We start from the raw sequence: 25,728 nt of genomic DNA on the forward strand, positions 1-25,728 counted from the left end.
TTAAAATATTTCTTGAAAACGCCTCGATTTATCGGGGCGTTTTTTTTATTTTTATAGAATGACAAATACCTCTTTTTTAGATGCAATTGCAAAAGTAGTAATCGATGATTATTCGAATGATTTATTGAATACTTATATCATTTTGCCGAATAAAAGAGCGAAAGTATTCTTAATCGAAGCTTTAAAGAAAAAAGCTGACAATACCATTTTATCGCCAAATATTATCAGTATTGAAGATTTTATTCAAGAAATTGCTGGTATTCGTTCTATTGATCCAATCGAATTGTTGTTTGAGTTTTATGAAGTTTATCTTTCTATAACAGAAAAACCAAACAAACAAGAATTTGAACTATTTGCCAATTGGGCAAAAACATTATTACAAGATTTTAACGAAATTGATCGCTATTTACTCGATCCAATGCATGTTTTATCTTATCTTAAAGATATTGAAGACATCAAAAAATGGGGAATAGAAGTTGAAAACAAAACACCTTTACTCGAAAAATATATTGATTTTTGGAAACTTCTACCTAATTATTACCAATCACTTTATAGTCATCTGCTTCAAAAAAAAGTGGGTTACCAAGGTTTAATATATCGTGAAGCAACCAATAATTTAGTTCAATTCTCAAATTCTATTTCAGATAAAAAAATAATTTTTGCAGGGTTTAATGCGCTTAATGCTTCTGAAGAAAAGATAATTCAACACCTACTAGAAAATGGTCAAGCTAAAATATATTGGGATATTGATGAAACATTTTTGAAAGATTCCTATCATGATGCAGGTTTGTTTGTTCGTCGCTATAAAGAAAACTGGAAATATTACAAATCAAATCCTTTTGAATGGATTGCAACCGATTTTTCTAAAGAAAAAAAAATCAATATTATTGGAACACCCAAAACTATTGGTCAAGCCAAAATAACTGGAAAACTTATTGAAAACATAATCAATGAAAATCACCAAAATCAGTTAGATAAAGTAGCGATTGTTTTAGGAGAAGAAAGTTTATTAGTGCCGCTTTTATACACTTTACCATCAACTGTTGAAGCTTTGAATATAACAATGGGTTATTCAAGTAAAAACAATCCAGCGCAAGTTTTGATTGCAAAATTATTCAAATTACACACCAATGCTTTATCTCGAAACGGAGCAAGCTATGTGTTTTATTACAAAGATGTGCTCGATATTTTGACACATCCACTTGTTGAACCTTATGTTTTTGCTAACAAATTGGCAAGCATTATTAATCAAAATAATTACACATTCATAACCCACAAAAAGCTTTATGAACTTATTGAAAATCCGAATAATTTATTCAATTTACTTTTTACAAAATGGGAAAATGGTTCAATTGAAGTTCTTGAATCTATTTCAACTTTGTTGGTTACCATCAAAAACAATTTGAGTAACAATAATGAAGATGAAAAAATAAGTAAAGCTTTTGTGTTTTCAATTTTTAAAACCATTAATAAACTGAACACTTATTATTCAAATCATGATAATATCGATAAAATTGAAACTTTATATGCCATCTACAAACAAGTTATCGATTTGGCTGAAGTTTCCTTTGAAGGTGAACCTTTGAATGGATTGCAAATTATGGGTGTTTTAGAAAGTCGCGTTTTAGATTTTGAAACAGTCATTATAACCTCAATGAACGAAGGAAAATTTCCAGCAGGAAAATCAATGAATTCATTTATTCCATATGATGTGAAAAGAGAATTAGGTTTGCCAACTTATAAGGAAAAAGATGCTATTTACACTTTTCACTTTTACCATTTGATACAACGTGCCAAAAACATTTACTTACTTTATAATACAGAAAGCGAAGGATTAGATGCTGGCGAAAAAAGTCGTTTTATAACACAATTAGAAGTCGAAAAACAACCAAATCACACCATTACTGATGAAATTTACAATGCTGTTTTGCCCGAAATAGCTTATCAACCATTAGTAATCCCAAAGTCTGAAAGTGTCATGACTCGATTGAAAGAAATAGCTGCTTTAGGATTTTCACCATCGGCATTGACAAGTTATATTCGAAATCCGATTGATTTTTACTTTCAAAAAATTCTACATATTCGAGAAGTCGAAGAAGTTGAAGAAAACATTGCACTAAACACTTTAGGAACGATTATTCATGAAACTTTAAAGTTTTTATACGAACCATTCATCGGAAAGTTTTTGAGCGAAAAAGATATTAAAAATTGCTTAGAAAAGTTAGATGAGGAAGTTTTGAAACAATTCAAATTGGTTTACAAAGAAGGCGAAATCAAAAAAGGTAGAAATTTGCTCGCTTTTGAAGTGGCTAAACGAAATGTATTCAATTTTCTTAAACTGGAATTAGAAAGCATCAAAAGTGGTGATGCTATTAAGATAATTGCTCTCGAACAAACTTTTCAGCGTGAATTAAATCATCCTAAATTGCCATTTCCAGTATTGATAAAAGGAAATGTAGATAGAATAGAAGAACGCAACGGAATCATAAGAATAATTGATTACAAAACCGGTAAAGTTGAAAAAGGAAACGTTACCCTAAAATCATGGAATGGATTAACAGAAGAAATCAAAAATGACAAAATCATTCAAGTTTTGGCTTATGCTTTTATGTATGAAAAACAAGCAAATGAAAAACCAATAGAAGCTGGAATTTTATCATTCAAAAACTTAAAATCAGGATTTTTACCTTTTATTTTTAAAGAAGACAAAAACGAAAGCACAACAATCAAGGATTCAATTTTGACCAATTATTTAGACGAAATTGCTTTGTTATTAAGTGAGATTTTAGATGAAAATAAACCTTTTGAAGAGAAAATATAGCAAAACTTCGTGAACTTCGTGCCTTCTTTGTGATCTTCGTGGTTAAACCCTAAACCTTCTTCAAAAAACCTTTCAAAACTACTTTTAATTCTTCTTTATTTTCAATGTGGCTCATGTGTCCATCAGGAAAAGTTACTAATTCAACCGAAGTATTTTCTATTTGATGACGGTTTTCATCATAATTTAAAACGCCGTCTTTTTCGCCAAGAATCAATAATTTTGGATAGTCAGTTAGGTGAAACAAAACCTCTCTATCTTTTCTTATTTTCATGCCTTCAAGTGCCGCAATAATTCCCTGAAGTGGCGTTTTTAGAGCTTCTAACTTTACTTTTTCTGTTTGCAAAGCAAGTTTTTCACGGTTTTCTTCACTAAATAAATTCGCAATTGAGAGTCGTACAAAAGTCGTGTAATCTTGCTTTACGGCTTTGATGGCTCTGTCTCTATTAACTTTTCTTTCTTTTGAATCGGCATACGAAGTAGAATTCATCAAAACCAAGCCTTTTACTTTTTCAGGATATAATTCGGCGAAAGCCAACGCAACATAACCGCCCATTGAATGTCCAACAAAAATCGCTTTTCTAATTTTTAATTCATGCAAAACCGCTTGCACCATATCGGCTTGATCTTCCATAGTGTGAACATAACTCAGGCAATCGGTTTGTCCGTGACCTAATAAATCAATAGTCACCACACGGTTTTTAAGTAATAATTCAGGCATAATGTCATTCCACATCAACTGATTTTCGAGAAAACCATGAAGTAAAACAACTGTTGTTCCTTTTCCAGTGTCAGAAAAAGAAACGTTTATATTTTTGTAGTGAATTGTTTTCATAATGTGACAAAGGTAATTATTTAAAATTCCAAAAAAGAAATTCCAAATTCCAAATTTTGCATCTATCATCCAACTCCCAACATCCAAAAATTCTGATTACCTTTGCATAAAAATTGAGCACTACCATGATAGAAGATAAAAATCCGCAACGAACATCGATTTCACAATTAGGCGAATTTGGATTAATTGAACATTTGACTAAAAATTTTGAAGCCAAACAACCTTCCACATTAAAGTCGATTGGTGATGATGGAGCTGTTTTGAATTTTGGCGATAAAAAAGCAGTTGTTTCAACCGATTTGTTAATTGAAGGTGTTCATTTTGATTTGTCTTATATGCCTTTGCGCCATTTAGGCTATAAAGCTGTTGTAGTCAATCTTTCTGATATTTGCGCAATGAATGCCAAACCAACACAAATAACAGTTTCTGTGGCGGTTTCTAATCGTTTTCCGCTTGAAGCTTTAGAAGAACTGTTTGAAGGAATTGCATTGGCTGCAAAATTCTATAATGTTGATGTAATTGGTGGCGACACAACTTCGTCTCAAAAAGGTTTAATTATTTCGGTTACGGCTATTGGAGAAGCTAATGAAGAAGAAATTGTATATAGAAATGGTGCTAAACCAACAGACTTACTTGTAGTTTCTGGGGATTTAGGTTCAGCTTATATGGGTTTACAAGTTTTAGAACGTGAGAAACAAGTTTTTCAGGTAAATCCGAACAACCAACCCGATTTAGACGCCTATTCGTATTTGATAGAAAGACAACTTAAACCTGAAGCTCGTACTGATGTAAGAACGTTGCTTTTTGCTTTAGAAATAAAACCAACGGCTATGATTGATATTTCTGATGGATTGTCTTCGGAGATTATTCATATTTGCAAACAATCGAAAGTGGGTTGTAATCTTTATGAAGAAAAAATTCCAGTTGATCCTCAGTTTATAAATGTTTGTGAAGAATTTACTATCGACAGCACAACCGTTGCTATAAATGGTGGCGAAGATTATGAACTGTTGTTTACAATTGCTTTGGAAGATTTTGACAAAATAAAAGGAAATCCAAATTTTACAGTGATTGGACATTTAACAGAAGAAACCGAAGGCATTCATTTGATTACAAGAGCCAACACTAAAATTCCGTTGAAAGCTAGAGGTTGGGATGCTTTAGAAGAATAATATATAGTTATTTACATAAAAAAAGCGTTCCGTAATAGAACGCTTTTTGTTTTTTTATAACAATCCTTTTTTTCTTGCTTTATCCAATAAATCTTGATCTAAATCTGTTTTGACACCAAGTACTTTGAATAAATTTTTTCTTCTATTTATAACGACTTCAGAAGTCAGCGGAACATATTTTAGTAAATATCTTGGCTTAATTCCTTTTGAAATTTGAGTTAGAATCTCTTTATCAAATTGGTCAAAATCGTATCCTTCATATTGTGGTTTGCTTAACAACTTCACAACAGAATCACTATAATAGTGAAGGTTTTTCATTATTTTATCAAAACCGAGCAATAACTCTTTATGTCCAAGGTCATTTTTTATAGCTAGACCATTAGGATTTACAGTATCAATAAGCGAAAGCACTTTTTCCATATCATTAGTCATGGTTAACATGATAAGTCGAGCATCAGGCATTTGTTTTTGAATAAGTAAAGCTAAATCTTCGCCAGAAAAAATGTTTTTTTCTTCGTATGCTGGCATGTTCAAGTCTAAAAATACAACATCAAACGGTACTTCGGCATTCATTATTGCTTCATAACCTGTTTCACAGTTTTTAGCTTGGGAAATATTAAATTGGTAGTTTTCTTTTGATTTGTATGCATTTATTCCATGCTTATAGCCTTCGATGATAAACGGATGATCATCTACAATAAGAAGGTTAATAATATTTGACATTTTGTACTAAGTTTGGTTTGGTTTTGGGGCATTTAATGGAATTATTACGGTTGTTGAAGTTCCCTGGTCAATGAGAGAATTAATTTCATATTTACCACTAGATTCCTCGGCTCTTGCAACCATGTTTTTCAATCCTATTCCTTTTTTCTTTTTGTTTAAATCAAATCCTAAACCGTCATCACTAACAGTTAAAACAATGTTTTCATCTACCGATTTGAAATCAACATTTATCGCTTTTGCTTTAGCGTATTTATTACAATTTTGTAACGTTTCTTGAAGAATTCTATACAAATTAATCTTAGCAATATTGTTTAACATATCCCATTTAATATTTTTATCAAAAGAATATGTCAACTTAGTTGTAAAAGAATTTTTTTGCTCTTCAAGCAAATTTAATACAATTCCAACAAAGTTATTAATTAATTTTTCTTTTTCTGAGCTTAAGTCATGAGAAATTTCTCGAATTTCTTGTTCGATATTCTTCAATTCCTGAATATAAGTATACCTTCTATCGATAGAATCCTTGTCTTTAGCATCATTCAAACTATCTAAGTTAAGTCTTGTACCAAACATTTTGCTCAACACACCGTCATGAAGTTCTTGTGCCATTCTCTTTTTCTCATCTGCACGGCTTTCTTCAATTGTAGCTTGTTGCGAAATCATAAGATTATAGATCTCTTCATTTACTTCTTGTTGTTGTTGTTTTAGAGCGAGTTCACGGTTTTTAGCTTTTTGTGATCTAACAATATATAAAAGTGCAAAGATTCCAGCAGTAGCAAATAAATAGTAAATTAGATTACGGTTCTCAACCTCAAGCTCCGATTTTTGTTGAATAATTTCATCTGTTTCATAAGCAATCCTTGCAAAGCGATCTTTTACTTTTCTCTCTTCGTTTTGTACGCTGTCGTTTAGGCGAATGTATTCTTGAGAGTATTTTGCAGCGTTTTTTATATCTACGTTTGATAGTTGTTTTAATGACGCGAGAATATCACTAGACACTTTAGTAGATTTTGCTAGTTTTAATGCATCATATGCAAATTTTTTTGAATTTATGCTATCATTAATTTCTCTATAATATTCTGAAAGATGTATTTTACTTAAAATTACTCCATCATAAAGTTGATTTTTTTCCCTTAATTTTAAAGATAAATGAAATAGACCAGGTAGTTCACTATAATCTTTTAACTTAAATTTTGAATAAGCATAATTATCAGTTAAGTTAGCAAATAAATCGGGCATTTCAGGAAGTAGATATTTACTTTTGAGACCTTCTTTAAAATATTCAATGGCTTTTATATGATCATTATTATTTTGATAGGAGAAACCTATGTTATTAAATGAAATAGGAACATAAAATTTTTTTTCATAAGTATCAATTGTTAACGCAATTTGAAGCGCATTATTTAAATATATAATTGAGTTAGAATAATTTTTTAGACCATTTGATGAAAGTCCAATTAGATTGTTAGCCAAGTAGTTACTTTTTAAGTCTTTCTCTTTGTTGATGAACTTTAAAGCTTCAATTGCCGACTGTTCACTTTCTAAATAATTGTTAGTACTGTATAGAAGATTTGATTTTGCTATAAAATTTTTGGCAATATCAGAACTGTCTTTCAATATAAGATAAAGTTTTTCAGCCTTCAAAAAGTAATAATATGAACTATCTATTTCATATAAATCTAACTTGGACTTTCCTATAAGGTTATAAGATGAGGCAATATTTAAAGTGTCGTTTGATAAAGTAGCATAAGTTAGTAAAACTTTACTGGTTTTTTCTTGCATTTTTGTCTCATCCAACTTATAATATTGTTCTGAAATTTCGGCTAACAAATTTCTGTTATTTAACGAATTTCCAGATTTTATTATTAAATCAAAACTTTTGTTTAATGAAGAAATTCTTTTTTCTCTAGTTAAAGATGTTTTTTCTCCATCTTTAATAAGTGTTCCAATAGAATCTTTTGATATAAGTTTAGTTTCATTCAAGTTTTTCTTTTTACTACAACCTAAAATCAACAAAAAAATTAAAAATATTTGCGCCTTTTTCAAAAATTTATTTTTTAAAACATTTGATAAAGATAAAAAAAAAGATGCATTAATGCATCTTTAAGTTATTTTTATGGAAGTAGTTGTTATACTTTCACTCCAGTTGATGTTCCACCAATCTCAGTAGTAGTTTTAGAGATAGTTACTTTTTCTGTTTTTGGCTCATTAAAAGACGTTAATACAACCATTGTAAAGAATACACCGAAAGTTAAAATTGCTTTTTTCATAATGTTGGGGTTTTTTATGTTATTAATTAATTAGATGAAAATTCAGCGTGAGTTTTATCTCTTTCTCACTTTGTAAATTTATATAACACATTAATTTACCATACCTTACAAATTGTATTTGTGGTAGAATATAGCCATTTGATAGTGAATGTAATTTAAAAAAAGGGTAGTCAGTAGGATTGTTTAGTTTTGCACAAATTCTAGTGTAAATAACGTATAATTATAATATTAAAACATTTATTTTCAATACTTTAAAAAATATTTGATAGCAAAAAATATTGATTTTAGCATTACATTACTGACAAATAGATTCGATTATACTGTTTTGAGAAAAATCAAAAATAGGTGCAAAAGGATTGCTTGAAGGTAAATTGAGAAATAGGAAAAACTAAATCTCTAAATAATTCCCATTAGTAATACTACTAATAATAGAATCTACATTTTCTTTATAAGACTTAGAAAATGGAAGTTTGATTGTGGTGTGTTTGATATAACATACGGCATTTCCTGTATGAATTCTTGAAACGTAATCAATATTGACAATATAACTGTTATGAATACGCACAAAAGGTGATTTAAGAACACCTTCAAAATGTTTCAGTGTTTTAAACGCTGTTATCATTTCGCCATTATACAAGTGAATATCAGTTGAATTATTATCGGCTTGCAAATAGCAAATATCTTTAGCTTCAATAAATCGGTAATCACCATACGATTTTACACAAATAATAAGTGGTTTGTCTTTTTTAGATGTTTCGTCGGTTGCAATTTCTAGATTTTCTTCGATAGCTTCAACTTGCTCAGTTGTTTCACCTTGGTTATTGCCAGCATTATCTTCTATCGCTTTCTCAAATTCAAAAAAGGTCTCAGAAACCAAATCTGATTTTGTCTCAACTATAAAATTACTCTCAGCAAAAGTATCATCTGAAATTGCTGTTTCTAACAGTCCGAATGATTGTTTAGTCTCTTTTTCTTGAAACTGGCAATTTTTTTCAATTTTAAGTAGAGTTTTTCTAAACTCATTAATACCTAACGGTTTAGTAAAGTAATCAAACACCTCGTATTTAAGAGCTTCATGTGCAAGATCTTTATACTTAGTTGTGATAATTATTTTTGGGATAACTTTTAAATAACGGTGTAACTCGTTAATAATATGTAATGAAAGATTACTTTCTTTATCGGAAGGATCGATTTCGAGAAAAACAATTTTGGGTTGGTGTTCTAAAATTAAATTTACACCATCGCTATAATTAGCTGCTGTAGCAACACATACAAGATTTTGAAAACGAGAAGCAACAGCTTGCGTTTTTAAAATGCTTTGAGTGTCATCATCGATAATGATATAAGTTAATTTCATATAATGCTATTGCTATAAACACAGCAAAGCATTAGTAGAAACAAAATAAAGCTTATTTTGTCATTTAAATTTTGAGTAGGCTTGGGACCTTTTTTTCAATTAGATTGCTAATTTACTAGTTTTTTGTTTACTATTTAACTCTTGTTGATAGGTTTGGCGCTATTGTTAACAAAAAAACATTAAGTGCAAAAAAAATCGATAAACTACTGCTGTGTTGAAAAATGGTTTATAAAAATAAGCAGATTACTTATTATAATACACAAATTATACTATTTTTGGTAAACTAAACTTAGTATAAATGTTATCAATAGACTTTTTATCGCGAAATGATATAACCACTACTTTTCCAAACGAAGAAAGCTGTATAAAACACTTAGAGCAACTTCGCTGGAAAGAAGACATAATAAGCCCATTTGATGAAAATTCAAAAGTATATTTCTGCAAAAACCACAAATACCGTTGTCGAAACACTGGAAAATATTTTAATGTAAAAACCAATACCATTTTTCATAATTCTCGAATTCCACTTCAGAAATGGTTTATTTCAATTTGGATGCTTTCAAATAGAAAAACAAGAATGACTTCGGTTTTTTTAGCAAAAGAAATTGGAATTACTCAAAAAACAGCTTGGTATATGATGCAACGTATCAAAGCATATCTCGAAGCTGATAACGGAATTGTAAAATCGAAAAAGAAAGCTAGAAAAACGACAGTTAAAAAAGAAAAAACTGTAATCGTAAAAGTTGCTAAGCCACTAATTATTGAGACAAAAGAACCTGAAACAATAACACTTTCTTCGGTAGAGAAAGAAAAATTAAAAATGTCAGAGTGGCTTTTGCTTTTAAAGAAACAATAACAAATTATGAGAGTTGTTAGATTTGGTTTGCCGACAAAAAAACTAAAACTTGGAACAATCGAGTTAGACGCTTATGTTTTAAACGATTATATTCGTGTTGTTGAAAAAAACAAACTCGAAAAAGCATTAGGCAAAGAAGGGAAATCAGAACAATGGCTGTTAGATTTTTTTGTTTCAATAAAAAATTATGTTGTTCTTTCTGATGAATTTGTTGAAACGTTAACTTATCCTATTGCTTTTACACATACAAACGATGAAGGAAAACAGAAAAGCTATTTAGGTTACAATGCCCATTTTTTTATTGAAATTATAACCACAATTGCAAAAGCTAAAAATGCTGGATATTTATCTTTAAACCAGCTAAAAACAGGAAAAATTGCTGATAAAATTATTGCTTTTTTAGAAAATAGATTTATTAAAAACCTAATTGATGAAGCTACAGGCTTTTCGTTTTACAAGGAAAATACTAAAGAAAGGTTTAAAGATTTTTTTATCAAACATAAACCCGATCCTGCCTTCGAGTGGATAAAAACATTTTCAGATTCTTTCTATGAAGATGTTTTTACTTATTTAGAAATGAGTTGGGTAGATTTAAAAAACAATCCCGTAAAAATAGCAGATTTCATTTATAGCACCATTTTTTTAAGAATCGATGATAAAACTCTTGAAGTTTTGAGAAAAACAAAACCGAAAAGAAGTTATCAAAACGCCTACGGAATTCCAATTAATAGAGAAAATCCAAAATTAAAAGAATACAACTTAAACATTCAAACCTTTTTCAAAGAAGCCATTTATAATAGAACCTTCTTTATGGAATTGCTAATTAAAACGTATCCTAAAAACCCAGAAAGAGAAACAATTATTTTTACGGTTGAAAGTGAAAATCAAAAACTAAGTAGTTTTGACGAAAAGCTGAAAATAGGATTGGTGAAAAAAATGTAATAATATGCTTAGTTTTGCGTTTCTTTGTAAACAAATTTTAAACTAAAAAATGAAAAAAATTATAATCTTATTAGTTATTGCAGTAAATGGTTTTTCATTTGCTCAAGAAACAACATCAACAGAAAACGCAAACCCCAAAAATGAATTAAAAATTAATGCTATTTCTACGTTAGCTGGATTTCCTGAGTTTACATATGAAAGAATTATTAATGAGGAATCGGCTGTTGGACTATCGATGGGTTTTGCTGCTGATAAAGAAATAGAAACCAAATTTAAATTGACTCCTTACTATAGATTCTATTTTGGAAAAAAATATGCGGCAGGTTTTTATGTTGAAGGTTTTGGAATGCTAAATTCAATATCTACTCAAGATTATCAATACTATGTATATAATCCAACGTATGATCCAGTATATGGAAGTAATTACGTAACACAAAAAGGTGAAAAATATACTGACTTTGCATTAGGTTTTGGTATAGGTTCAAAATGGATTACTAAAAAAGGTGTGATTTTTGAAATAAATGCAGGTTTTGGAAGGAACTTATTGAATGCAGATAAAAATGATTTCTATGACCACGTTTTTGTGGGTAGAGGTGGATTATCTATCGGATATAGATTTTAGCTTTATTATAAAAGGTTAAAGAAAAGGGTTCAAATATTGAATCCTTTTTTTTATTTTAAATTTTTACAAAATAAAAAAGGTGAAATCTCTTTCACCTTTTTTGCCCCAAATCTACCACAAGATTAACCTACTAATTTTATGATGTAGCAAACATACGTCATTCCTTGGTGTCAACAGCCTTGGTTATTAGTATTATATTTACAATACAGTCAAATGATAGTGTAATTATACTTTTCAAATAGTCAATAGAAGTTATTTTAAATGAGAAAAAGTCAATTTACAAAGGTTCTTTTAATATAAATATCAATTAAGATGCTTTTTTTGTTGCATCAAAATGAGAAATAAATAGTATAATTTGAGGTTTTAAAAAAGAAATGAAAAGTAAATGAAAGACTAATTTTTTGGAAGTTAACTAAAATAAAAAAGGTGAAATTGCTTTCACCTTTTTTGCCCCAAATCTACCATAAACTTAACCTACTAATGCTATGGTAGACCAAATATATACTTAACAAATTTTTACAACAAACATATAGGACAAAAAGCTATAAAAATCGTTGAATGGCATAACTCTACTTTTTTTAATAGGCTCTAGCACTAATTCCCTCATAAAAATTGATAAAAGCTCTGTTCACAACCCTATTTCCTCCAGGTGTTGGATAATCGCCAGTAAAATACCAATCGCCTAAGTTTTTCGGACAAGCTTCGTGTAAATTAGCAACTGTCTGAAAAATAATTTTCACTTCTGCTTTTATGTCTTTAGGATTTAATAGTTCAGCAATTTTATCTGAAATCTCTTGATCGGTGAAAGGCGCATAAATTTCGGTTACATGATTTATAACTTCGCTGTCTTTTAAATTTTCTTGTGTTTTGCATTTTTCATAAACTGTTTCAACAATATGATAAAGATTTCGCTCTTTCAATAATTCAAGCGCTGCCTGAAATGCAACAAGTCCTTCCAAACGAGCCATATCAATACCATAACAATCAGGAAAACGAATTTGTGGCGCTGAAGAAACAACAACTATTCTTTTAGGACTTAGTCTGTCCATCATTTTCAGAATACTTTTCTTTAATGTCGTTCCTCGTACAATACTATCGTCAATAATTACCAAATTATCTGTTGGTTTGATAACGCCGTAAGTTACATCGTAAACATGCGCTACCAAATCATCTCGACTACTATCTTCAGTAATAAAAGTTCTTAGTTTCACGTCTTTAATCGCAATTTTTTCAGTTCTAATTTTTACCGAAAGAATTTCTTCTAATTTTTCTTTGGTTAATGTTTTACGATTGGTTAGAATAAATTGGTTTTTTCTTTGGTTCAAAAAATCATTAGCCGCTTCTACCATTCCGTAAAAAGAAGTTTCGGCGGTATTTGGAATAAAAGAGAAAACTGTATTGTCAGTATCATTATCAATAGCTTCTAAAACAGCAGGAAGAATTAGTTTTCCTAATTTTTTTCTTTCTTGATAAATTTCGGCATCGCTTCCGCGTGAAAAATATATTCGTTCAAATGAACAAGCTTTTTTTATAGTTGGCGTAATGATTTCCTCTAAAGTGGCAATTCCATTTTTTTTGATAATCAATGCATTACCTGCCGGAAGTTCTTGTACTTTTTCAAAAGGAACATTAAAAACCGTTTGAATAACAGGTCTTTCTGAGGCAACGACTACAACTTCATCATCTTCATAAAAATATGCAGGACGAATTCCTGCCGGATCACGAAATACAAATGCGTCTCCATGACCTAACAATCCTGCCATAGCATAGCCGCCATCCCAACCACGAGAAGCTCTTTTTAATATTTTGGCAATATCTAATTTGGCAGCAATAACTGGAGAAGCTTCTCGTTTGGATAACCCATTATTTTTACATTCTTGGTATAAATCGGTTACTTCATCATCAAGAAAATGACCAATTTTTTCCATAACCGTTACGGTATCTGCTAATTCTTTTGGATGCTGACCTAATTCTACTAAACTTGTAAAAAGCTCTTTTACATTGGTCATGTTGAAGTTTCCTGCCACAATCAAGTTACGGTGCATCCAATTGTTTTGACGTAAAAAAGGATGAACGCTTTCAATACTATTTTTACCAAATGTTCCATATCGAACATGTCCAAGAAACAACTCGCCAATATAAGGAATATTATCTTTTTGAAGTTGAACATCTTCCTGATATTCAGGATGTATGGTTAATTCTTCGTTGATTCTGCCATTTATTTGAGCAAAAATATCTTGAATTGGTTGTGCATCGTTTGAACGAATTCGACTTATGTATCTTTCTCCGGGTTCTACATCAAGTTTGATAGAAGCTAAACCAGCGCCATCTTGACCTCTATTGTGTTGTTTCTCCATTAAGAGATACATTTTTTGAATTCCGTAGAAAGCTGAACCGTATTTTTCTTTGTAAAATTCTAACGGTTTCTTTAATCGTAAAAGTGCAATTCCACATTCGTGTTTGATTGCGTCACTCATTGTATTGTAGTTGTTTTAGGGACAAGTCGCGACTTGTCCGTGCTGTTGTTTTTAAATAAAAATGCCCCGAAAATTTCGAGGCATAAAGTTATTATAATTCTATATCAAAATGTGTTAATGATTTGAATAATTTTAATCGATTTTTGACTTCCGATTCTGTTAGCTCTAACATTCTTTCTGTTCCAAATTTTTCTACACAAAATGATGCTAAGTTGGAACCTTGAATAATTGCCGTTTTCATTGTGTTAAATGAAACATCACCTTGTTGCGCAATAAATCCTGAAAAACCGCCTGCAAAAGTATCGCCAGCTCCTGTTGGATCAAAAACATCTGCCAGTGGCAATGCTGGTGCAAAGAAAATATGTTCGTTATGGAAAATTAACGCACCGTGTTCTCCTTTTTTAATCACTACATATTTTGGTCCCATTTTGTGAATTTTAGCAGCAGCTTTTACTAGAGAATATTCTCCCGAAAGTTGACGTGCTTCTTCATCATTGATTGTTATTACATCAACGCGTTTGATTACGTCTAATAACTCTGGCAAAGCACAATCCATCCAGAAATTCATTGTGTCAAGAACTACTAATTTTGGAGTTGTTGTCATTTGTTTTAAAACACCTGACTGAACTAATGGATGCAAGTTTCCTAACATTACTACTTCGGCGTTTTTAAAATCTTGCGGAACAACTGGATTAAAATCGGCAAGAACGTTTAATTCTGTTGCCAAAGTATCTCTTGAATTCATATCATTGTGATACTTTCCACTCCAAAAAAATGTTTTTCCACCTTTTACGATTTCGATTCCAGAAATATCAATATTTCTTGCAGTTAGTAAATCTAAATATTCTTGAGGAAAATCTTCACCAACTATTGAAACAATTCCAGATTTTACATTAAAATGTGAAGCTGAAAGTCCGATAAAGGTAGCAGCACCACCTAAAATTTTGTCTGTTTTCCCAAAAGGCGTTTCGATAGCGTCAAAAGCAACCGTTCCTACTATTAATAGTTTGTTCATTGTAAGTATTTCAAATTAAAGGCGCAAAGATAGTTTATAAGTTTTAGAGATGCAAAAATTGAAGATTTTGCTTTTAAATTTCTTTTATAAAAAAAGGGTTACGTATAAAACGCAACCCTTTTTTATTGGATTTATAAATTTTTAATTTATTACAATGTCGTCTAATTGAACAGTTGTTGTAATAGTTGTTGTTCCAACGTACTCAAAGACAAAATAACCGTTTCCTGTCAAACTAGTTGGAATATTATAGGTTCCGGCAGAATTAAAATTGCTTTCTGATGAATTAGTACCAGGATAAGTAATATTAAAGCTTGAAGTAATGTTTACAAACGGAGCAACATTTAAAAACCCAACTGTAAAATCTTGTTGCTTCACATAATATACATTCAAAGCATTACCATTATTAAATCTGATTTTTTCTGAAAAAGTTAATGAATTTGCTGCAGTAAAATCAACAGGGACTATAAAATAGCATTGTGCTGGAGTTCCAGGATTATTTGTTCCAGCAAAAGAACTCATTTCTAAATATCTATTACCAGAAAATTCCCTAACAAACCAATATTTTGTTCCAAAACTTCTATCATTTATATAGTTTGGGAAAGACTTCGTATCAATTGCATAACTAGTAAATGGCTCATTTAGAGTTCCTGAGAATGTTATATTAGTACCACCTAAAGGTAAGGATGGTGACAATACTCTTGGTTTATCAAACTTAACATCATTTTCGGTTCTCAGTATTAATTGAAAACCATTATTATATTTTCCAAGAACTCCTCTTATTTTTCCATTCCCTTTTGCAACAGAATTTCCAGCAAACTTAGCAAATTTACTTGTTCTAACATCTAGAGTAGTAGAGCCATTTGTTATTTTTAGACTTGTATCAAAATCAGGTTTGCTATATGTTCCCGTAATTGCAACATCATCAAACTGAACATCACTAATTTCAACAAGTGTATTAAGATATGTATCGCTTATTGCTTGGGCAAGAGTAATTTTATGTACTATTGTTTCCTCATCAACAATTTGACAGGAAGGAATTAAATATTTTTTGTACTCAAGAGTCGGAATTCTATCAACATCATATATATCTGTTGGTTTTGCACCAAAAACTAACCCTCTTGTAAAATCAGATGGATTACCAAAGTGCAGTCCTTTCATTTTAAGATAAACTTTTCTTCCTGGTTCAAAACCCTCATTATAAATGTTGTCGTCATCTACCGACATAATAAATCCACGTGAACCATCTATTGGCTGAAAATACATGTTTTTAAAGAAGTTCCCTCCTTTATCATTTGAAATAACATAGGCTTCGATAACATCATCTGATGTGTATTCTGGTGTGTTTGGAATTGTGCTTGGCGCTATTGCAACTGGGTTGATTGCAACTGCATAAACATCTGACACTTCTTTTGTTTTTACTAATGAAGGATTAACACAGTCTGCCTGAATAGGATCATTAAATGTCTCATTTACACAACTAACCGACAATGTCATCAAAGTTGTGATTGCTATAATTTTATTGAAAATAGTTTTCATATTTTTATTATTTAAAAAGTTAAATAAACGTTTACCATAAATGTTCTTCCATAACCATAGAAATATTTATTGCCAAAAGAACGATTTGGACCTTGATAATCTTTGTACAATTCACTATATGTAGCATTTCTAGCTTGTTCAAAACCACCTGTTTTGTATACTTTGTCTAAAATATTATTTACATTAGCAAAAATCCCAAGTGTATTTTGACCAATTCTCCATGATTTTCCACCTACAACGTTAAACAACATAAACGAGTCAAATTGTTCTTGTTGTAAATATTGGTCAGCTAAGTTTTGATTTGTTGGAAATAACGCTTTGTCAGATTTGTCATAAAAATCATTAGTTCTGAGTAACGGAGAAACATCAACATAATTTTTAGCCAAATAGTTTGCGTTTGCTCCAATCCACCAGAATTTTGGGTCACGGTATTCTAATCCTATTGAGTAAGCCTCTTGAGGTGTTCCTGCAACTTTATAATTTTTGATTTTAGCAACCGTGTCATCATTTATTGGTTCAACTATTCCATCAGCCAAAAGTTTAATATCTGAATCATTTGTATATTTATATTCTCCAAATGCTGCTACTGCCGTTGCTTTTATAGTTGAAGTAATTTGGTATTCTATACCGGCTTCAATACCAATATTTCTTTTGTTTTGACCAGTTATTACTTCGGTTACAAATTCTCCTGCAGCAGTTGTACCAGTTGTATTAATTGCATCAGCATAATAAAAAGCTACATCTGTAGAATTCTTGGTTTCATTAAAAAAACCTGTAAATCTGGCTTTCAATTTAGGAGTTTTGATAATATAACTCAAATCCATACTACTAATTCCTTCATTAGAAATGTTTTCGGTGCTATTGTTGTTTTGTCTTGCATAAGGAAAAACATCTTTTGTATTTGGTGCTTTACTCATATAAACACCGTTAAAATCAACATAATGTCTTCCTGAAATTTTATAAGTTAAACCACCTTTAAAACCGAAATTATCAAAATGTAATTTATCGCTTTTACCAAAAGAGTTAGTTGGATTAAATCCGTTTCTGTAAAGACCTTCTCTTTGATAAGAATTTCTTGAAAAGGTTTGTGCTAAGTAAAAATCAACTTTTTTGTAAGTAAACTTGAATTGAGTAAAAGCATCAATTTTAGTTGCATTTATATTGTAGTTGTAACCATATCTATCATTTACACCAACAATTCTACCTGGATTGTTTGTATCAGAATCTTGTTCTGAACCAACTCCAAAAAGATTTACATCATTATAAAAGTTTCCACCTAATAAATCTAACAAATTTTTAAAGTTTTCTGATTTTGAATTTGTAAAAGTTGCTCCAGCGTTCATTACAATATTGTCGGATAGTCTAGTTGAGAAAATAGAATTTGCAGTTACAGTTGTATCATCAGTTCTGTCTTCATATAACACAAAAACGCTCCCAGTATTAATATTCAAAGGTTTTCTATTGTCATTATACATAGCAGTCCAATTTAACTGCGGATTTGATAAAAACCCTTGTTTTAATCCTTCAGCTTGTACAAAATTAGGGCTATAAACACCATCTATAAAATTGGTCGTAGCATAACTTGGTAGTTTTTTATAATATGTTGGATCTGGATTGTCAACTGCCTGAAAATCTATTCTACTATTACCTATTTTACCAGTTTGGTAAGAAACGTTTGTATTTAATTTTGATTTTGAATTTAATTTCCAATAATGGCTTAAGATGATTATTGGTTCTTCCACTACTTTTTCACGAGAATTTCTTTTCTCGCCTTCTTGCCAACCCCAATATGAATTATATTTAAAATCTTTTAAATTTGTAATCTCATCAGTATTTGGAGAGTTTTTCCCTCTTCTGTTTTGAGCATACATTGAAGTAAGGTTTAACGAATGATTTGCATTTATTCTTTTTTCAACACTTGCAAATAATGAATTAGCAGCATAAGTTGTTCCGTCAAAATGACCTTCTTCTGCCCAACGTCTTCCTCCAGAAATTACATAAGCCCAACCATCTTTATCCATTCCAGAAGCATGTGTAACCATTGCTCTAAAATTATAGTTGGTATTTGTGCTTAAGAAAGAAAGTCTAGTTCCTTTTCTATATATTGAAGCTTGAGTATTCATTTCTTGCGTTCCAGCAATTCCTCCAAAAGTATAATCAGAAGGTTTTGAACCATCTGTAAATTCTTGGTTTCTAGTTGCATCGTTTAGACCACCCCAATTACTATATTGTGGTCTTCCATCTGATAATCGATTCATTGAAACACCGTTAATCATAACAGTAGAATATTCATTATCGATACCACGAACGCTAAAACGTGCTTGACCAAAATTATAAGCAGCCGCTTGTTGGAAAGCATCTCTACTAGCTTGTAATAAAGCCGATGTGCTTTCTGAACCACTATTATCATCACCCAAATCATTATCAGTGATAGTAATTAAGCTGTTTTGCTGTTCTTCGGTGATGTCTTCGTCTAAAACAACTATTCCGACATCAATCATTTTTCCTGCTACTATTTCAATTTGTAATAATTGATCTTTGTAACCTTGACTTCTAACTTGAAGTAACTGATTTCCAACAGGTACTCCTTTGAATACAAATTTTCCTGATCCGTCTGTAATTTGAGTTAAATTTGTGTTTTGAATGGATGTAACGACATTCTGTAATGGTTTTTGTGTTTTAGAATCCAAAACTTTTCCTGAAACTCCCGTTCCTGTTTGGGCAAAAACAAATAACACTTGCATTACAAATAATGTACTAATAACAAGTTTTTTCATAAATAGAATAAAATTAATTTACATTTTTTTGTCAAGAATTAATTTCTTAACGGTACAAATGTACATCATTTAATAATATTATATACTTTTGGCAGAGAATTTGTAAATAACTTTACAGTATAATAATATCGAATTTATGAGAATTAATAAACTTATTGCCCTTTTGATTGTTTTATTCGCAATGCAAGGCGCAAATGCACAGGCTAAAAAGTATAAAATTCATACCGTTGCGTTTTATAATTTAGAAAATTTGTTTGATACAATTAACAATCCGAATAACGACGAAGAATGGTTGCCTAATGGTTCTCAAAACTGGACAGGCGAAAAATATAAAAGAAAGCTTCAAAATATGGCAAGAGTCATTGCCGAAATTGGAACAAACGACCAACAAAAAGAATCTCCAACTTTTTTGGGTGTTTGCGAAGTTGAAAATAGAGGAGTTCTAGAAGATTTAGTAAAAGAACCACTACTCATTGATAAACAATATGGAGTTGTTCATTTTGATTCGCCCGACAAAAGAGGAATTGATGTTGGCCTTTTATACAAAAAGAAAAACTTTACCTTAACTAGTTATACTAATGTTCCATTATACATATATAAGGATCAAGAAAAAAAATCTAAAAAAGAAGAAAAAGAAGAAATTACAGATGATGCTATTGCAGAAGATCTTTCTTCAAAAAGAGTTTATACTAGAGATCAATTATTAGTTACAGGATTTCTAGATGGTGAAGAAATTAATATTATTGTTAATCACTGGCCATCTCGTTCTGGTGGTGAAAAGAAAAGTTCACCTTTTAGAGAAGCTGCTGGCGCACTTAATAGAAAAATCATGGATTCATTAGTAAAAATAAATCCTAATGCTAAAATCATAACTATGGGCGACCTTAATGATGGTTCTTATAATAAAAGTGTAAAAGTTGAAATTGGTGCTAAACTCAAAAAATCGGAACTACAATCAGCTGGTGATATATACAATCCATTTGAGCAAATGGCAAAAGAAGGTCATGCCTCTCTTTTTTACAGAGATTCTGGAGATATTTTTGACCAAATTATGGTTAGTGAACGATTCATAAATAGCGACTCAAGCACATACAAATATTGGAAAGCTGGAATTTATAACAAACCTTTTATGATACAAACAACTGGACAGTACAAAGGTTATCCACTAAGACATTCTGCTACCGAAGAAGGTTTTAGTGATCACTTTCCAGTATATGTCTATCTTATTAAAGAAGTAAAATAATTTTTAAAAGGTTGGTTCTTGCCAGCCTTTTTTATTTTTTAGTAATTTCGTAAAAAATAATTTTATGTCAATTCAAAAACCTTTCAACCTAGCCAAGTGGATAGAAGAAAATAAACATCTTCTTCAACCGCCAGTTTCTAATAAAAACCTTTATGTAGATTCTGGCGATTATATTGTAATGATTGTTGGTGGTCCAAATGCCCGAAAAGATTATCATTACAACGAAACCGAAGAATTGTTCTATCAATTACAGGGTGAAATAACAGTTTACATTCAAGAAAATGGCAAAAAGAAAGCTATGAAGCTTTCTGCTGGAGATATGTTTCTGCTGCCTGCCAAAGTGCCACATTCACCATCGCGAACAGAAAACTCAATTGGTTTGGTTATCGAAAGAAAAAGAGAAAACTTAAGTTTAAAAGACGGTTTGCTTTGGTTTTGCGACAATTGCAATCACAAATTGCACGAAGTCTATTTTGAATTACACAATATTGAAAAAGATTTTCTTTCACATTTTAAAGAATTTTACAATTCTGAAGAAAAAAGAACGTGTCAAAAATGTGGAACTATAATGCAATCTGACCCAAGATTTATAGATAAAGACTACGAATCCTAGAATAAACATTTAAGAAATTAAGCTCTTTTTGTTCCTTTCATGTTTAATTTCTTTAAGCAAATCCAGCTATACATTTCAAGTTTTTGAAAATAAACACTATTTTTCTAAGCCACAAAAGGAGCTTCTATGGTCGCTCTTTTCTGCCAAGAAAAATTAGCATTTTTTTTCAAAAAGCTTTCCATTTCTATCTGGGCTAAATACCAAAAATTCAAAATAAACCACTATTTTTACCAAAAATTTATAAATCACAAATAAAAACATACAAATGTCAACAATTGCTCAACAATTCGGCATGACCGAAGCATTAGAAATTCTAGGTGTAAAAGCCATAAACGAAGGAACTTCTACAGGAAACAATCACTTTTCTAATGGTGCTATTCTAGAAAGTTATTCGCCAGTAGATGGACAACTTATTGCAAAAGTAAGAACAACAACTGCCGAAGATTATGAAAAAGTAATGCAAACTGCGACTGAAGCATTCAAAACATTTCGTTTAATGCCAGCTCCAAAACGTGGAGAAATTGTCCGTCAGTTTGGAGAAAAACTAAGAAAATACAAAGAACCACTTGGTAAACTAGTTTCCTATGAAATGGGAAAATCATTGCAAGAAGGTTATGGTGAAGTACAAGAAATGATTGACATTTGCGACTTTGCAGTTGGTCTTTCTCGTCAATTACATGGTTTGACAATGCACTCAGAACGTCCTGGACACAGAATGTATGAGCAATACCATCCACTTGGGATTGTTGGGATTATTTCTGCCTTCAACTTTCCAGTTGCCGTTTGGGCTTGGAATACGGCTTTAGCATGGATTTGTGGAGATGTTTGCGTTTGGAAACCATCTGAAAAAACACCTTTATGCGGAATTGCATGTCAAAATATCATTGCCGAGGTTTTAAAAGAAAATAATCTTCCCGAAGGAATTTCATGTTTAATAAATGGTGACTATAAAGTGGGTGAAATGATGACTCACGATAAGAGAGTTCCTTTAGTTTCTGCAACAGGTTCTACTCGTATGGGTAAAATTGTAGCCCAAGCATGTGCGGCTCGTTTAGGAAATTCACTTTTAGAATTAGGTGGAAACAATGCAATCATTGTAACGCCAGATGCAGATATCAAAATGACAGTTATCGGTGCCGTTTTTGGAGCTGTTGGAACAGCTGGTCAACGTTGTACTTCAACTCGTAGATTAATTATACACGAAAGTATCTATGATAAAGTAAAAGATGCTGTAACTTCTGCTTACAATCAATTAAGAATTGGAAATCCTTTAGATCAAAACAATCATGTTGGACCACTAATTGATACGCATGCTGTTGAAATGTACAACAAAGCATTAGAAAAAGTAGTTGCCGAAGGCGGAAAAATTCTAGTTGAAGGCGGCGTTCTTTCTGGTGAAGGTTATGAAAGTGGTTGCTATGTAAAACCAGCGATTGCTGAAGCAAATAATTCTTTCGAAATTGTACAGCACGAAACGTTTGCACCAGTACTTTACTTACTTAAATACACAGGCGATGTTCATGATGCAATTGCTATTCAAAATGGTGTAGCGCAAGGTTTATCTTCTGCCATTATGACCAACAATCTTCGTGAAGCTGAAGCATTCTTATCGGTAGCAGGTTCTGACTGTGGAATTGCGAATGTAAACATTGGAACTTCTGGAGCAGAAATTGGTGGCGCTTTTGGTGGAGAAAAAGAAACCGGTGGCGGTAGAGAATCTGGTTCAGATGCCTGGAAAGCGTATATGCGAAGACAAACCAACACAATCAATTACACAACAAGTTTACCACTAGCACAAGGAATTAAATTTGATTTATAAATAAAGAACCGACTTAATTGTCGGTTTTTTTACGCAACCTTTTTATATTTTTTGCATCTTGTTAAAAACTATAATTTATGAAAAAACTAGCATTCGTTTTATGTCTTCCATTCTTACTTGCTTCAACTTGCGAGAATGACGATAATATTGATGATATTGATGATATTGTTTGCACAACAGAAGCAAAGGCAGGATTAAACGTTACCGTAAAAGATTTAAACACCAATCAAATTTTGAATGAAGGTGTAATCGTAGAAGCAACAGATGGGTTGTATGTTGAACTTTTAGAATCTTTCTTTCCAACACAAACCACTTTTTTTGGCGCTTGGGAAAGAACAGGTAATTATACTCTAACTGTTACAAAAGTTGGCTATGAAAACTATGTTTCTGATGTGATAACTGTTACTCGCGATGTTTGTCATGTTATACCGAAGCAGATAGAAATTAAGTTAACACCACAATAAACAAAAAAGGATTCAACGCTAAATTGAATCCTTTTTTATTTTTAATTAAAAGATATTATTTTGTCTTCTTAGTATATTGAGTTAAGATTACAATATGTTGACCTTCGACTCTACCTTCTATATGTTCAGCATTATCCCAAACTAATTTGATATTGTGAACGGCAGCGCCACGTTTTGCGGTAAAGTTGGCTCCTTTTACGTCCAAATCTTTTATCAAAACTACAGAATCACCATCTTTTAGTATATTTCCGTTTGAATCTTTGTGAACAATTTTCCCTTCTTCATCCTCGCCTTCGCCTGTTGCTGCTGCCCAAACCAATGTTTCATCATCAAGATACATCATATCAAGCAAATCTTGTGGCCAGCCTTCAGCTCTTAATCTATTTAGCATTCTCCAAGCAACAACTTGAACTGATTTGTTTTCATTCCACATACTATCAGAAAGACAACGCCAGTGGTTTGGATCAGTAGTTGTTACATTCTCAATTTGATTTTTACAAGTTGTACAAACCAAAACAGAATTGTCAACCGACATAGCTTCTTCTTTGGTTAAATAAATTTTTAAATCATCTGAGCTACCACATAATTCACATTTAGAACCACTTCTTTCGTATAACTTTTTATCTATACTCATTTTAGTATTTTGTTTTATAAAAAAAATCACGAATTAAATTTTGAGCTTAATTCGTGATTTTTATACTGTTTGTTGGATTTTATAAATTAAATGAAACACCTACATTAGCAATAAAAAATCCTTTGTCATCAGAATCATATTGAGCCAATTGCGTTCCAAATTCAGTGTAAACACCAAATCCATCAGAAAAGAAATATCTTGCTCCTAAATGTCCGCCGAAATCTCTAATACCTAAGCTTAAACCTGGATAAATATCAAGTTTATCATCAATATTTAATACATTTCCAATATTTGCATTAAATCTTGCTCTTACATCAATTTTATCCCCAAAATCAACATCTGAAGCTTTAATACCTCCTGAAAAACCCATTAAATAAGAAGCTGCAACACCAATAGACATGTTTTCACCAACACCATAATCACCAGTTAAGTGAATTCCTGTTGCTTTTTCTGGTAAATGTGCACCAACTTGAACTTTGAAATCTCCTTTTCCTTTAAACGCTTGAGCGTTAACAAAACCTACTGATAGGACAACTAATAAAGTAATAATTTTTTTCATATCTATTTCGTTTTAAAATTTTGTCAAAGATAATAAGTTTTTTTAATTTCTGCCTTTTTCGTCTGGATACAATAAATTTAAAGGTTTACTCTGCCAATATTCTTTAGAATCCACATCCATAATAGTTAAAGGTCCGATAAAAGCTGCTCCTGTATCTACATTCCAAACGTTGGCATAATTTAATGGGATTGTTTCATTAACTTTAGTAACTGGTGTGTGTCCGATATATATTTCTTTATAATTAGTGAACCTTTTAGGATAGTATGGACTTGAAGTCTCAATAGTTTTATCAAGACACAAAGCAGTTTCCCATAAAGTTCTATCCCAATAAAATAATTTTGGAAAATACTCAAAAGCTACACCATTCAAATTTGTAAAACCAGCATGAACAAATAATCTGTTTTGTTCATCTATATAATAATTCTGTAAGGATTTTAAAAAATCAATATGAACTTGCTTCTTTTCAGTAGAAACTTGTTTATAAGCATTCACCGTTGCTTCACCTCCATGTTTAAACCACATTTCTTCATTAAACCTTGGATCGCTATTTTGTAACCAATCTAATAGTAACTGATCATGATTTCCTCTAATAAATATACATTGTTGTTTTTCTTGAAGGTTTATTAAAAAATCAAGCACTTGTGGCGATTGACTCCAACCATCTACGTAATCTCCTAAAAATATCAACTTATCATTGCTGCTAACATTTGCATTTACCAAAACTTCTTGCAAAGCCAGCAAACCACCGTGTATATCTCCTATTACTAAAACTCTCTGTTGCATAATCTCTTTTGAATCAAACTTTTATTCTTGTTTTTGAGTAAAATATCACTACTATATTAATTACAATTGTGCAAATTTAGGGCTTAGCATTAATATAAAAAGTAAGATTTTTTGTATTTTTAAAGATTTTACTAACAAATTTTCGAAGTTTTCGTTATTTTTTTTGAAATGAAACTGAGATTTTTAAAAAAAATACCTAGAAACAAAAAGTCA

The 25,728-nt window shown here is 31.1% G+C and carries 21 protein-coding genes; 9 read left to right on the top strand and 12 right to left on the bottom strand.

Going from position 1 to position 25,728, the window contains the following annotated elements:
• Positions 1–58: 58 nt before the first annotated feature.
• Positions 59–2,821, top strand: coding sequence for a PD-(D/E)XK nuclease family protein (locus O9267_RS10050; protein ID WP_298178876.1), 2,763 nt, complete (start codon positions 59–61; stop codon positions 2,819–2,821).
• 49 nt (positions 2,822–2,870) lie between these two features.
• On the opposite strand, the gene O9267_RS10055 is transcribed toward O9267_RS10050, so the two are convergent.
• On the bottom strand, positions 2,871–3,653 hold the full coding sequence (locus tag O9267_RS10055) for an alpha/beta hydrolase (RefSeq protein WP_298178878.1): 783 nt from the start codon (positions 3,651–3,653) through the stop codon (positions 2,871–2,873).
• Positions 3,654–3,778: 125 nt separating this feature from the next.
• Here O9267_RS10055 and thiL point away from each other — a divergent pair, with 125 nt between their 5' ends.
• Complete coding sequence (gene thiL / locus O9267_RS10060; RefSeq protein WP_298178880.1) at positions 3,779–4,825, top strand: thiamine-phosphate kinase; 1,047 nt, start codon at positions 3,779–3,781, stop codon at positions 4,823–4,825.
• 54 nt (positions 4,826–4,879) lie between these two features.
• Here the strand turns inward: thiL and O9267_RS10065 are convergent, their stop codons facing one another.
• From O9267_RS10065 to O9267_RS10080, 4 genes are all read right to left on the bottom strand, one after another.
• The gene (locus O9267_RS10065; RefSeq protein WP_298178882.1) at positions 4,880–5,548 is read right to left on the bottom strand and encodes a response regulator; all 669 of its coding nucleotides are present in this window, start codon (positions 5,546–5,548) and stop codon (positions 4,880–4,882) included.
• Between the two features lie 6 nt (positions 5,549–5,554).
• Positions 5,555–7,531 (bottom strand): ATP-binding protein, encoded by a 1,977-nt coding sequence (locus O9267_RS10070; protein WP_298178885.1) that lies wholly within the window; start codon positions 7,529–7,531, stop codon positions 5,555–5,557.
• A gap of 146 nt (positions 7,532–7,677) precedes the next feature.
• Positions 7,678–7,818 (bottom strand): hypothetical protein, encoded by a 141-nt coding sequence (locus O9267_RS10075; RefSeq protein WP_298178887.1) that lies wholly within the window; start codon positions 7,816–7,818, stop codon positions 7,678–7,680.
• A 388-nt stretch (positions 7,819–8,206) separates the two neighbouring features.
• Positions 8,207–9,175, bottom strand: coding sequence for a LytTR family DNA-binding domain-containing protein (locus O9267_RS10080; protein ID WP_298178890.1), 969 nt, complete (start codon positions 9,173–9,175; stop codon positions 8,207–8,209).
• A gap of 298 nt (positions 9,176–9,473) precedes the next feature.
• Here O9267_RS10080 and O9267_RS10085 point away from each other — a divergent pair, with 298 nt between their 5' ends.
• Genes O9267_RS10085 through O9267_RS10095 form a run of 3 tightly spaced genes read left to right on the top strand, consistent with a single transcriptional unit; the run spans position 9,474 to position 11,595 of the window.
• The gene (locus O9267_RS10085; RefSeq protein WP_298178891.1) at positions 9,474–10,031 is read left to right on the top strand and encodes an IS1595 family transposase; all 558 of its coding nucleotides are present in this window, start codon (positions 9,474–9,476) and stop codon (positions 10,029–10,031) included.
• A 6-nt stretch (positions 10,032–10,037) separates the two neighbouring features.
• On the top strand, positions 10,038–10,973 hold the full coding sequence (locus O9267_RS10090; protein WP_298178895.1) for a hypothetical protein: 936 nt from the start codon (positions 10,038–10,040) through the stop codon (positions 10,971–10,973).
• A gap of 49 nt (positions 10,974–11,022) precedes the next feature.
• Positions 11,023–11,595 (top strand): DUF3575 domain-containing protein, encoded by a 573-nt coding sequence (locus O9267_RS10095; RefSeq protein ID WP_298178898.1) that lies wholly within the window; start codon positions 11,023–11,025, stop codon positions 11,593–11,595.
• Positions 11,596–12,173: 578 nt separating this feature from the next.
• On the opposite strand, the gene O9267_RS10100 is transcribed toward O9267_RS10095, so the two are convergent.
• The 4 genes from O9267_RS10100 to O9267_RS10115 form a co-directional block, all read right to left on the bottom strand.
• A complete protein-coding gene (locus O9267_RS10100; RefSeq protein ID WP_298178901.1) occupies positions 12,174–14,072 on the bottom strand; it encodes an amidophosphoribosyltransferase in 1,899 nt (632 codons plus the stop codon).
• Between the two features lie 91 nt (positions 14,073–14,163).
• A complete protein-coding gene (locus O9267_RS10105; RefSeq protein ID WP_298178903.1) occupies positions 14,164–15,087 on the bottom strand; it encodes a PfkB family carbohydrate kinase in 924 nt (307 codons plus the stop codon).
• A gap of 141 nt (positions 15,088–15,228) precedes the next feature.
• Positions 15,229–16,623 (bottom strand): DUF5689 domain-containing protein, encoded by a 1,395-nt coding sequence (locus tag O9267_RS10110; protein ID WP_298178907.1) that lies wholly within the window; start codon positions 16,621–16,623, stop codon positions 15,229–15,231.
• A gap of 11 nt (positions 16,624–16,634) precedes the next feature.
• Complete coding sequence (locus O9267_RS10115) at positions 16,635–19,400, bottom strand: TonB-dependent receptor (protein ID WP_298178909.1); 2,766 nt, start codon at positions 19,398–19,400, stop codon at positions 16,635–16,637.
• A gap of 136 nt (positions 19,401–19,536) precedes the next feature.
• Between O9267_RS10115 and O9267_RS10120 the strand changes: the two genes are divergently transcribed.
• The 4 genes from O9267_RS10120 to O9267_RS10135 all read left to right on the top strand — a co-directional run bounded on the left by O9267_RS10120 (position 19,537) and on the right by O9267_RS10135 (position 23,539).
• Entirely contained in the window at positions 19,537–20,643 is a 1,107-nt protein-coding gene (locus O9267_RS10120; protein WP_298178912.1) for an endonuclease/exonuclease/phosphatase family protein, read from the top strand.
• Positions 20,644–20,707: 64 nt separating this feature from the next.
• The gene (locus tag O9267_RS10125) at positions 20,708–21,256 is read left to right on the top strand and encodes a 3-hydroxyanthranilate 3,4-dioxygenase (protein ID WP_298178915.1); all 549 of its coding nucleotides are present in this window, start codon (positions 20,708–20,710) and stop codon (positions 21,254–21,256) included.
• A gap of 265 nt (positions 21,257–21,521) precedes the next feature.
• Positions 21,522–23,075 (top strand): aldehyde dehydrogenase family protein, encoded by a 1,554-nt coding sequence (locus O9267_RS10130; RefSeq protein ID WP_298178917.1) that lies wholly within the window; start codon positions 21,522–21,524, stop codon positions 23,073–23,075.
• Positions 23,076–23,152: 77 nt separating this feature from the next.
• Complete coding sequence (locus O9267_RS10135; RefSeq protein ID WP_298178920.1) at positions 23,153–23,539, top strand: hypothetical protein; 387 nt, start codon at positions 23,153–23,155, stop codon at positions 23,537–23,539.
• A gap of 55 nt (positions 23,540–23,594) precedes the next feature.
• Here O9267_RS10135 and O9267_RS10140 read toward each other — a convergent pair whose 3' ends face one another.
• The 3 genes from O9267_RS10140 to O9267_RS10150 form a co-directional block, all read right to left on the bottom strand.
• A complete protein-coding gene (locus O9267_RS10140) occupies positions 23,595–24,173 on the bottom strand; it encodes an alkylphosphonate utilization protein (RefSeq protein ID WP_298178923.1) in 579 nt (192 codons plus the stop codon).
• A gap of 79 nt (positions 24,174–24,252) precedes the next feature.
• Positions 24,253–24,732: a DUF6646 family protein gene (locus O9267_RS10145; RefSeq protein ID WP_298178925.1), complete on the bottom strand. Its 480-nt coding sequence runs from the start codon at positions 24,730–24,732 to the stop codon at positions 24,253–24,255.
• 42 nt (positions 24,733–24,774) lie between these two features.
• A complete protein-coding gene (locus tag O9267_RS10150; protein WP_298178927.1) occupies positions 24,775–25,515 on the bottom strand; it encodes a metallophosphoesterase family protein in 741 nt (246 codons plus the stop codon).
• Between the last annotated feature and the right edge of the window lie 213 nt (positions 25,516–25,728).

Origin of the sequence: Flavobacterium sp., assembly GCF_027531705.1 — a bacterium.
Classification (GTDB): Bacteria; Bacteroidota; Bacteroidia; order Flavobacteriales; family Flavobacteriaceae; genus Flavobacterium.

Bases quoted from the DNA above. Each gene is read 5' to 3' on its own strand.
- O9267_RS10105 (WP_298178903.1), bottom strand. From the start codon at position 15,087: ATGAACAAACTATTAATAGTAGGAACGGTTGCTTTTGACGCTATCGAA.
- O9267_RS10065 (WP_298178882.1), bottom strand. From the start codon at position 5,548: ATGTCAAATATTATTAACCTTCTTATTGTAGATGATCATCCGTTTATC.
- O9267_RS10090 (WP_298178895.1), top strand. From the start codon at position 10,038: ATGAGAGTTGTTAGATTTGGTTTGCCGACAAAAAAACTAAAACTTGGA.
- O9267_RS10080 (WP_298178890.1), bottom strand. From the start codon at position 9,175: ATGAAATTAACTTATATCATTATCGATGATGACACTCAAAGCATTTTA.
- O9267_RS10150 (WP_298178927.1), bottom strand. From the start codon at position 25,515: ATGCAACAGAGAGTTTTAGTAATAGGAGATATACACGGTGGTTTGCTG.
- O9267_RS10095 (WP_298178898.1), top strand. From the start codon at position 11,023: ATGAAAAAAATTATAATCTTATTAGTTATTGCAGTAAATGGTTTTTCA.
- O9267_RS10085 (WP_298178891.1), top strand. From the start codon at position 9,474: ATGTTATCAATAGACTTTTTATCGCGAAATGATATAACCACTACTTTT.
- O9267_RS10050 (WP_298178876.1), top strand. From the start codon at position 59: ATGACAAATACCTCTTTTTTAGATGCAATTGCAAAAGTAGTAATCGAT.
- thiL (WP_298178880.1), top strand. From the start codon at position 3,779: ATGATAGAAGATAAAAATCCGCAACGAACATCGATTTCACAATTAGGC.
- O9267_RS10135 (WP_298178920.1), top strand. From the start codon at position 23,153: ATGAAAAAACTAGCATTCGTTTTATGTCTTCCATTCTTACTTGCTTCA.
- O9267_RS10145 (WP_298178925.1), bottom strand. From the start codon at position 24,732: ATGAAAAAAATTATTACTTTATTAGTTGTCCTATCAGTAGGTTTTGTT.
- O9267_RS10075 (WP_298178887.1), bottom strand. From the start codon at position 7,818: ATGAAAAAAGCAATTTTAACTTTCGGTGTATTCTTTACAATGGTTGTA.
- O9267_RS10120 (WP_298178912.1), top strand. From the start codon at position 19,537: ATGAGAATTAATAAACTTATTGCCCTTTTGATTGTTTTATTCGCAATG.
- O9267_RS10140 (WP_298178923.1), bottom strand. From the start codon at position 24,173: ATGAGTATAGATAAAAAGTTATACGAAAGAAGTGGTTCTAAATGTGAA.
- O9267_RS10055 (WP_298178878.1), bottom strand. From the start codon at position 3,653: ATGAAAACAATTCACTACAAAAATATAAACGTTTCTTTTTCTGACACT.
- O9267_RS10110 (WP_298178907.1), bottom strand. From the start codon at position 16,623: ATGAAAACTATTTTCAATAAAATTATAGCAATCACAACTTTGATGACA.
- O9267_RS10125 (WP_298178915.1), top strand. From the start codon at position 20,708: ATGTCAATTCAAAAACCTTTCAACCTAGCCAAGTGGATAGAAGAAAAT.
- O9267_RS10115 (WP_298178909.1), bottom strand. From the start codon at position 19,400: ATGAAAAAACTTGTTATTAGTACATTATTTGTAATGCAAGTGTTATTT.
- O9267_RS10130 (WP_298178917.1), top strand. From the start codon at position 21,522: ATGTCAACAATTGCTCAACAATTCGGCATGACCGAAGCATTAGAAATT.
- O9267_RS10100 (WP_298178901.1), bottom strand. From the start codon at position 14,072: ATGAGTGACGCAATCAAACACGAATGTGGAATTGCACTTTTACGATTA.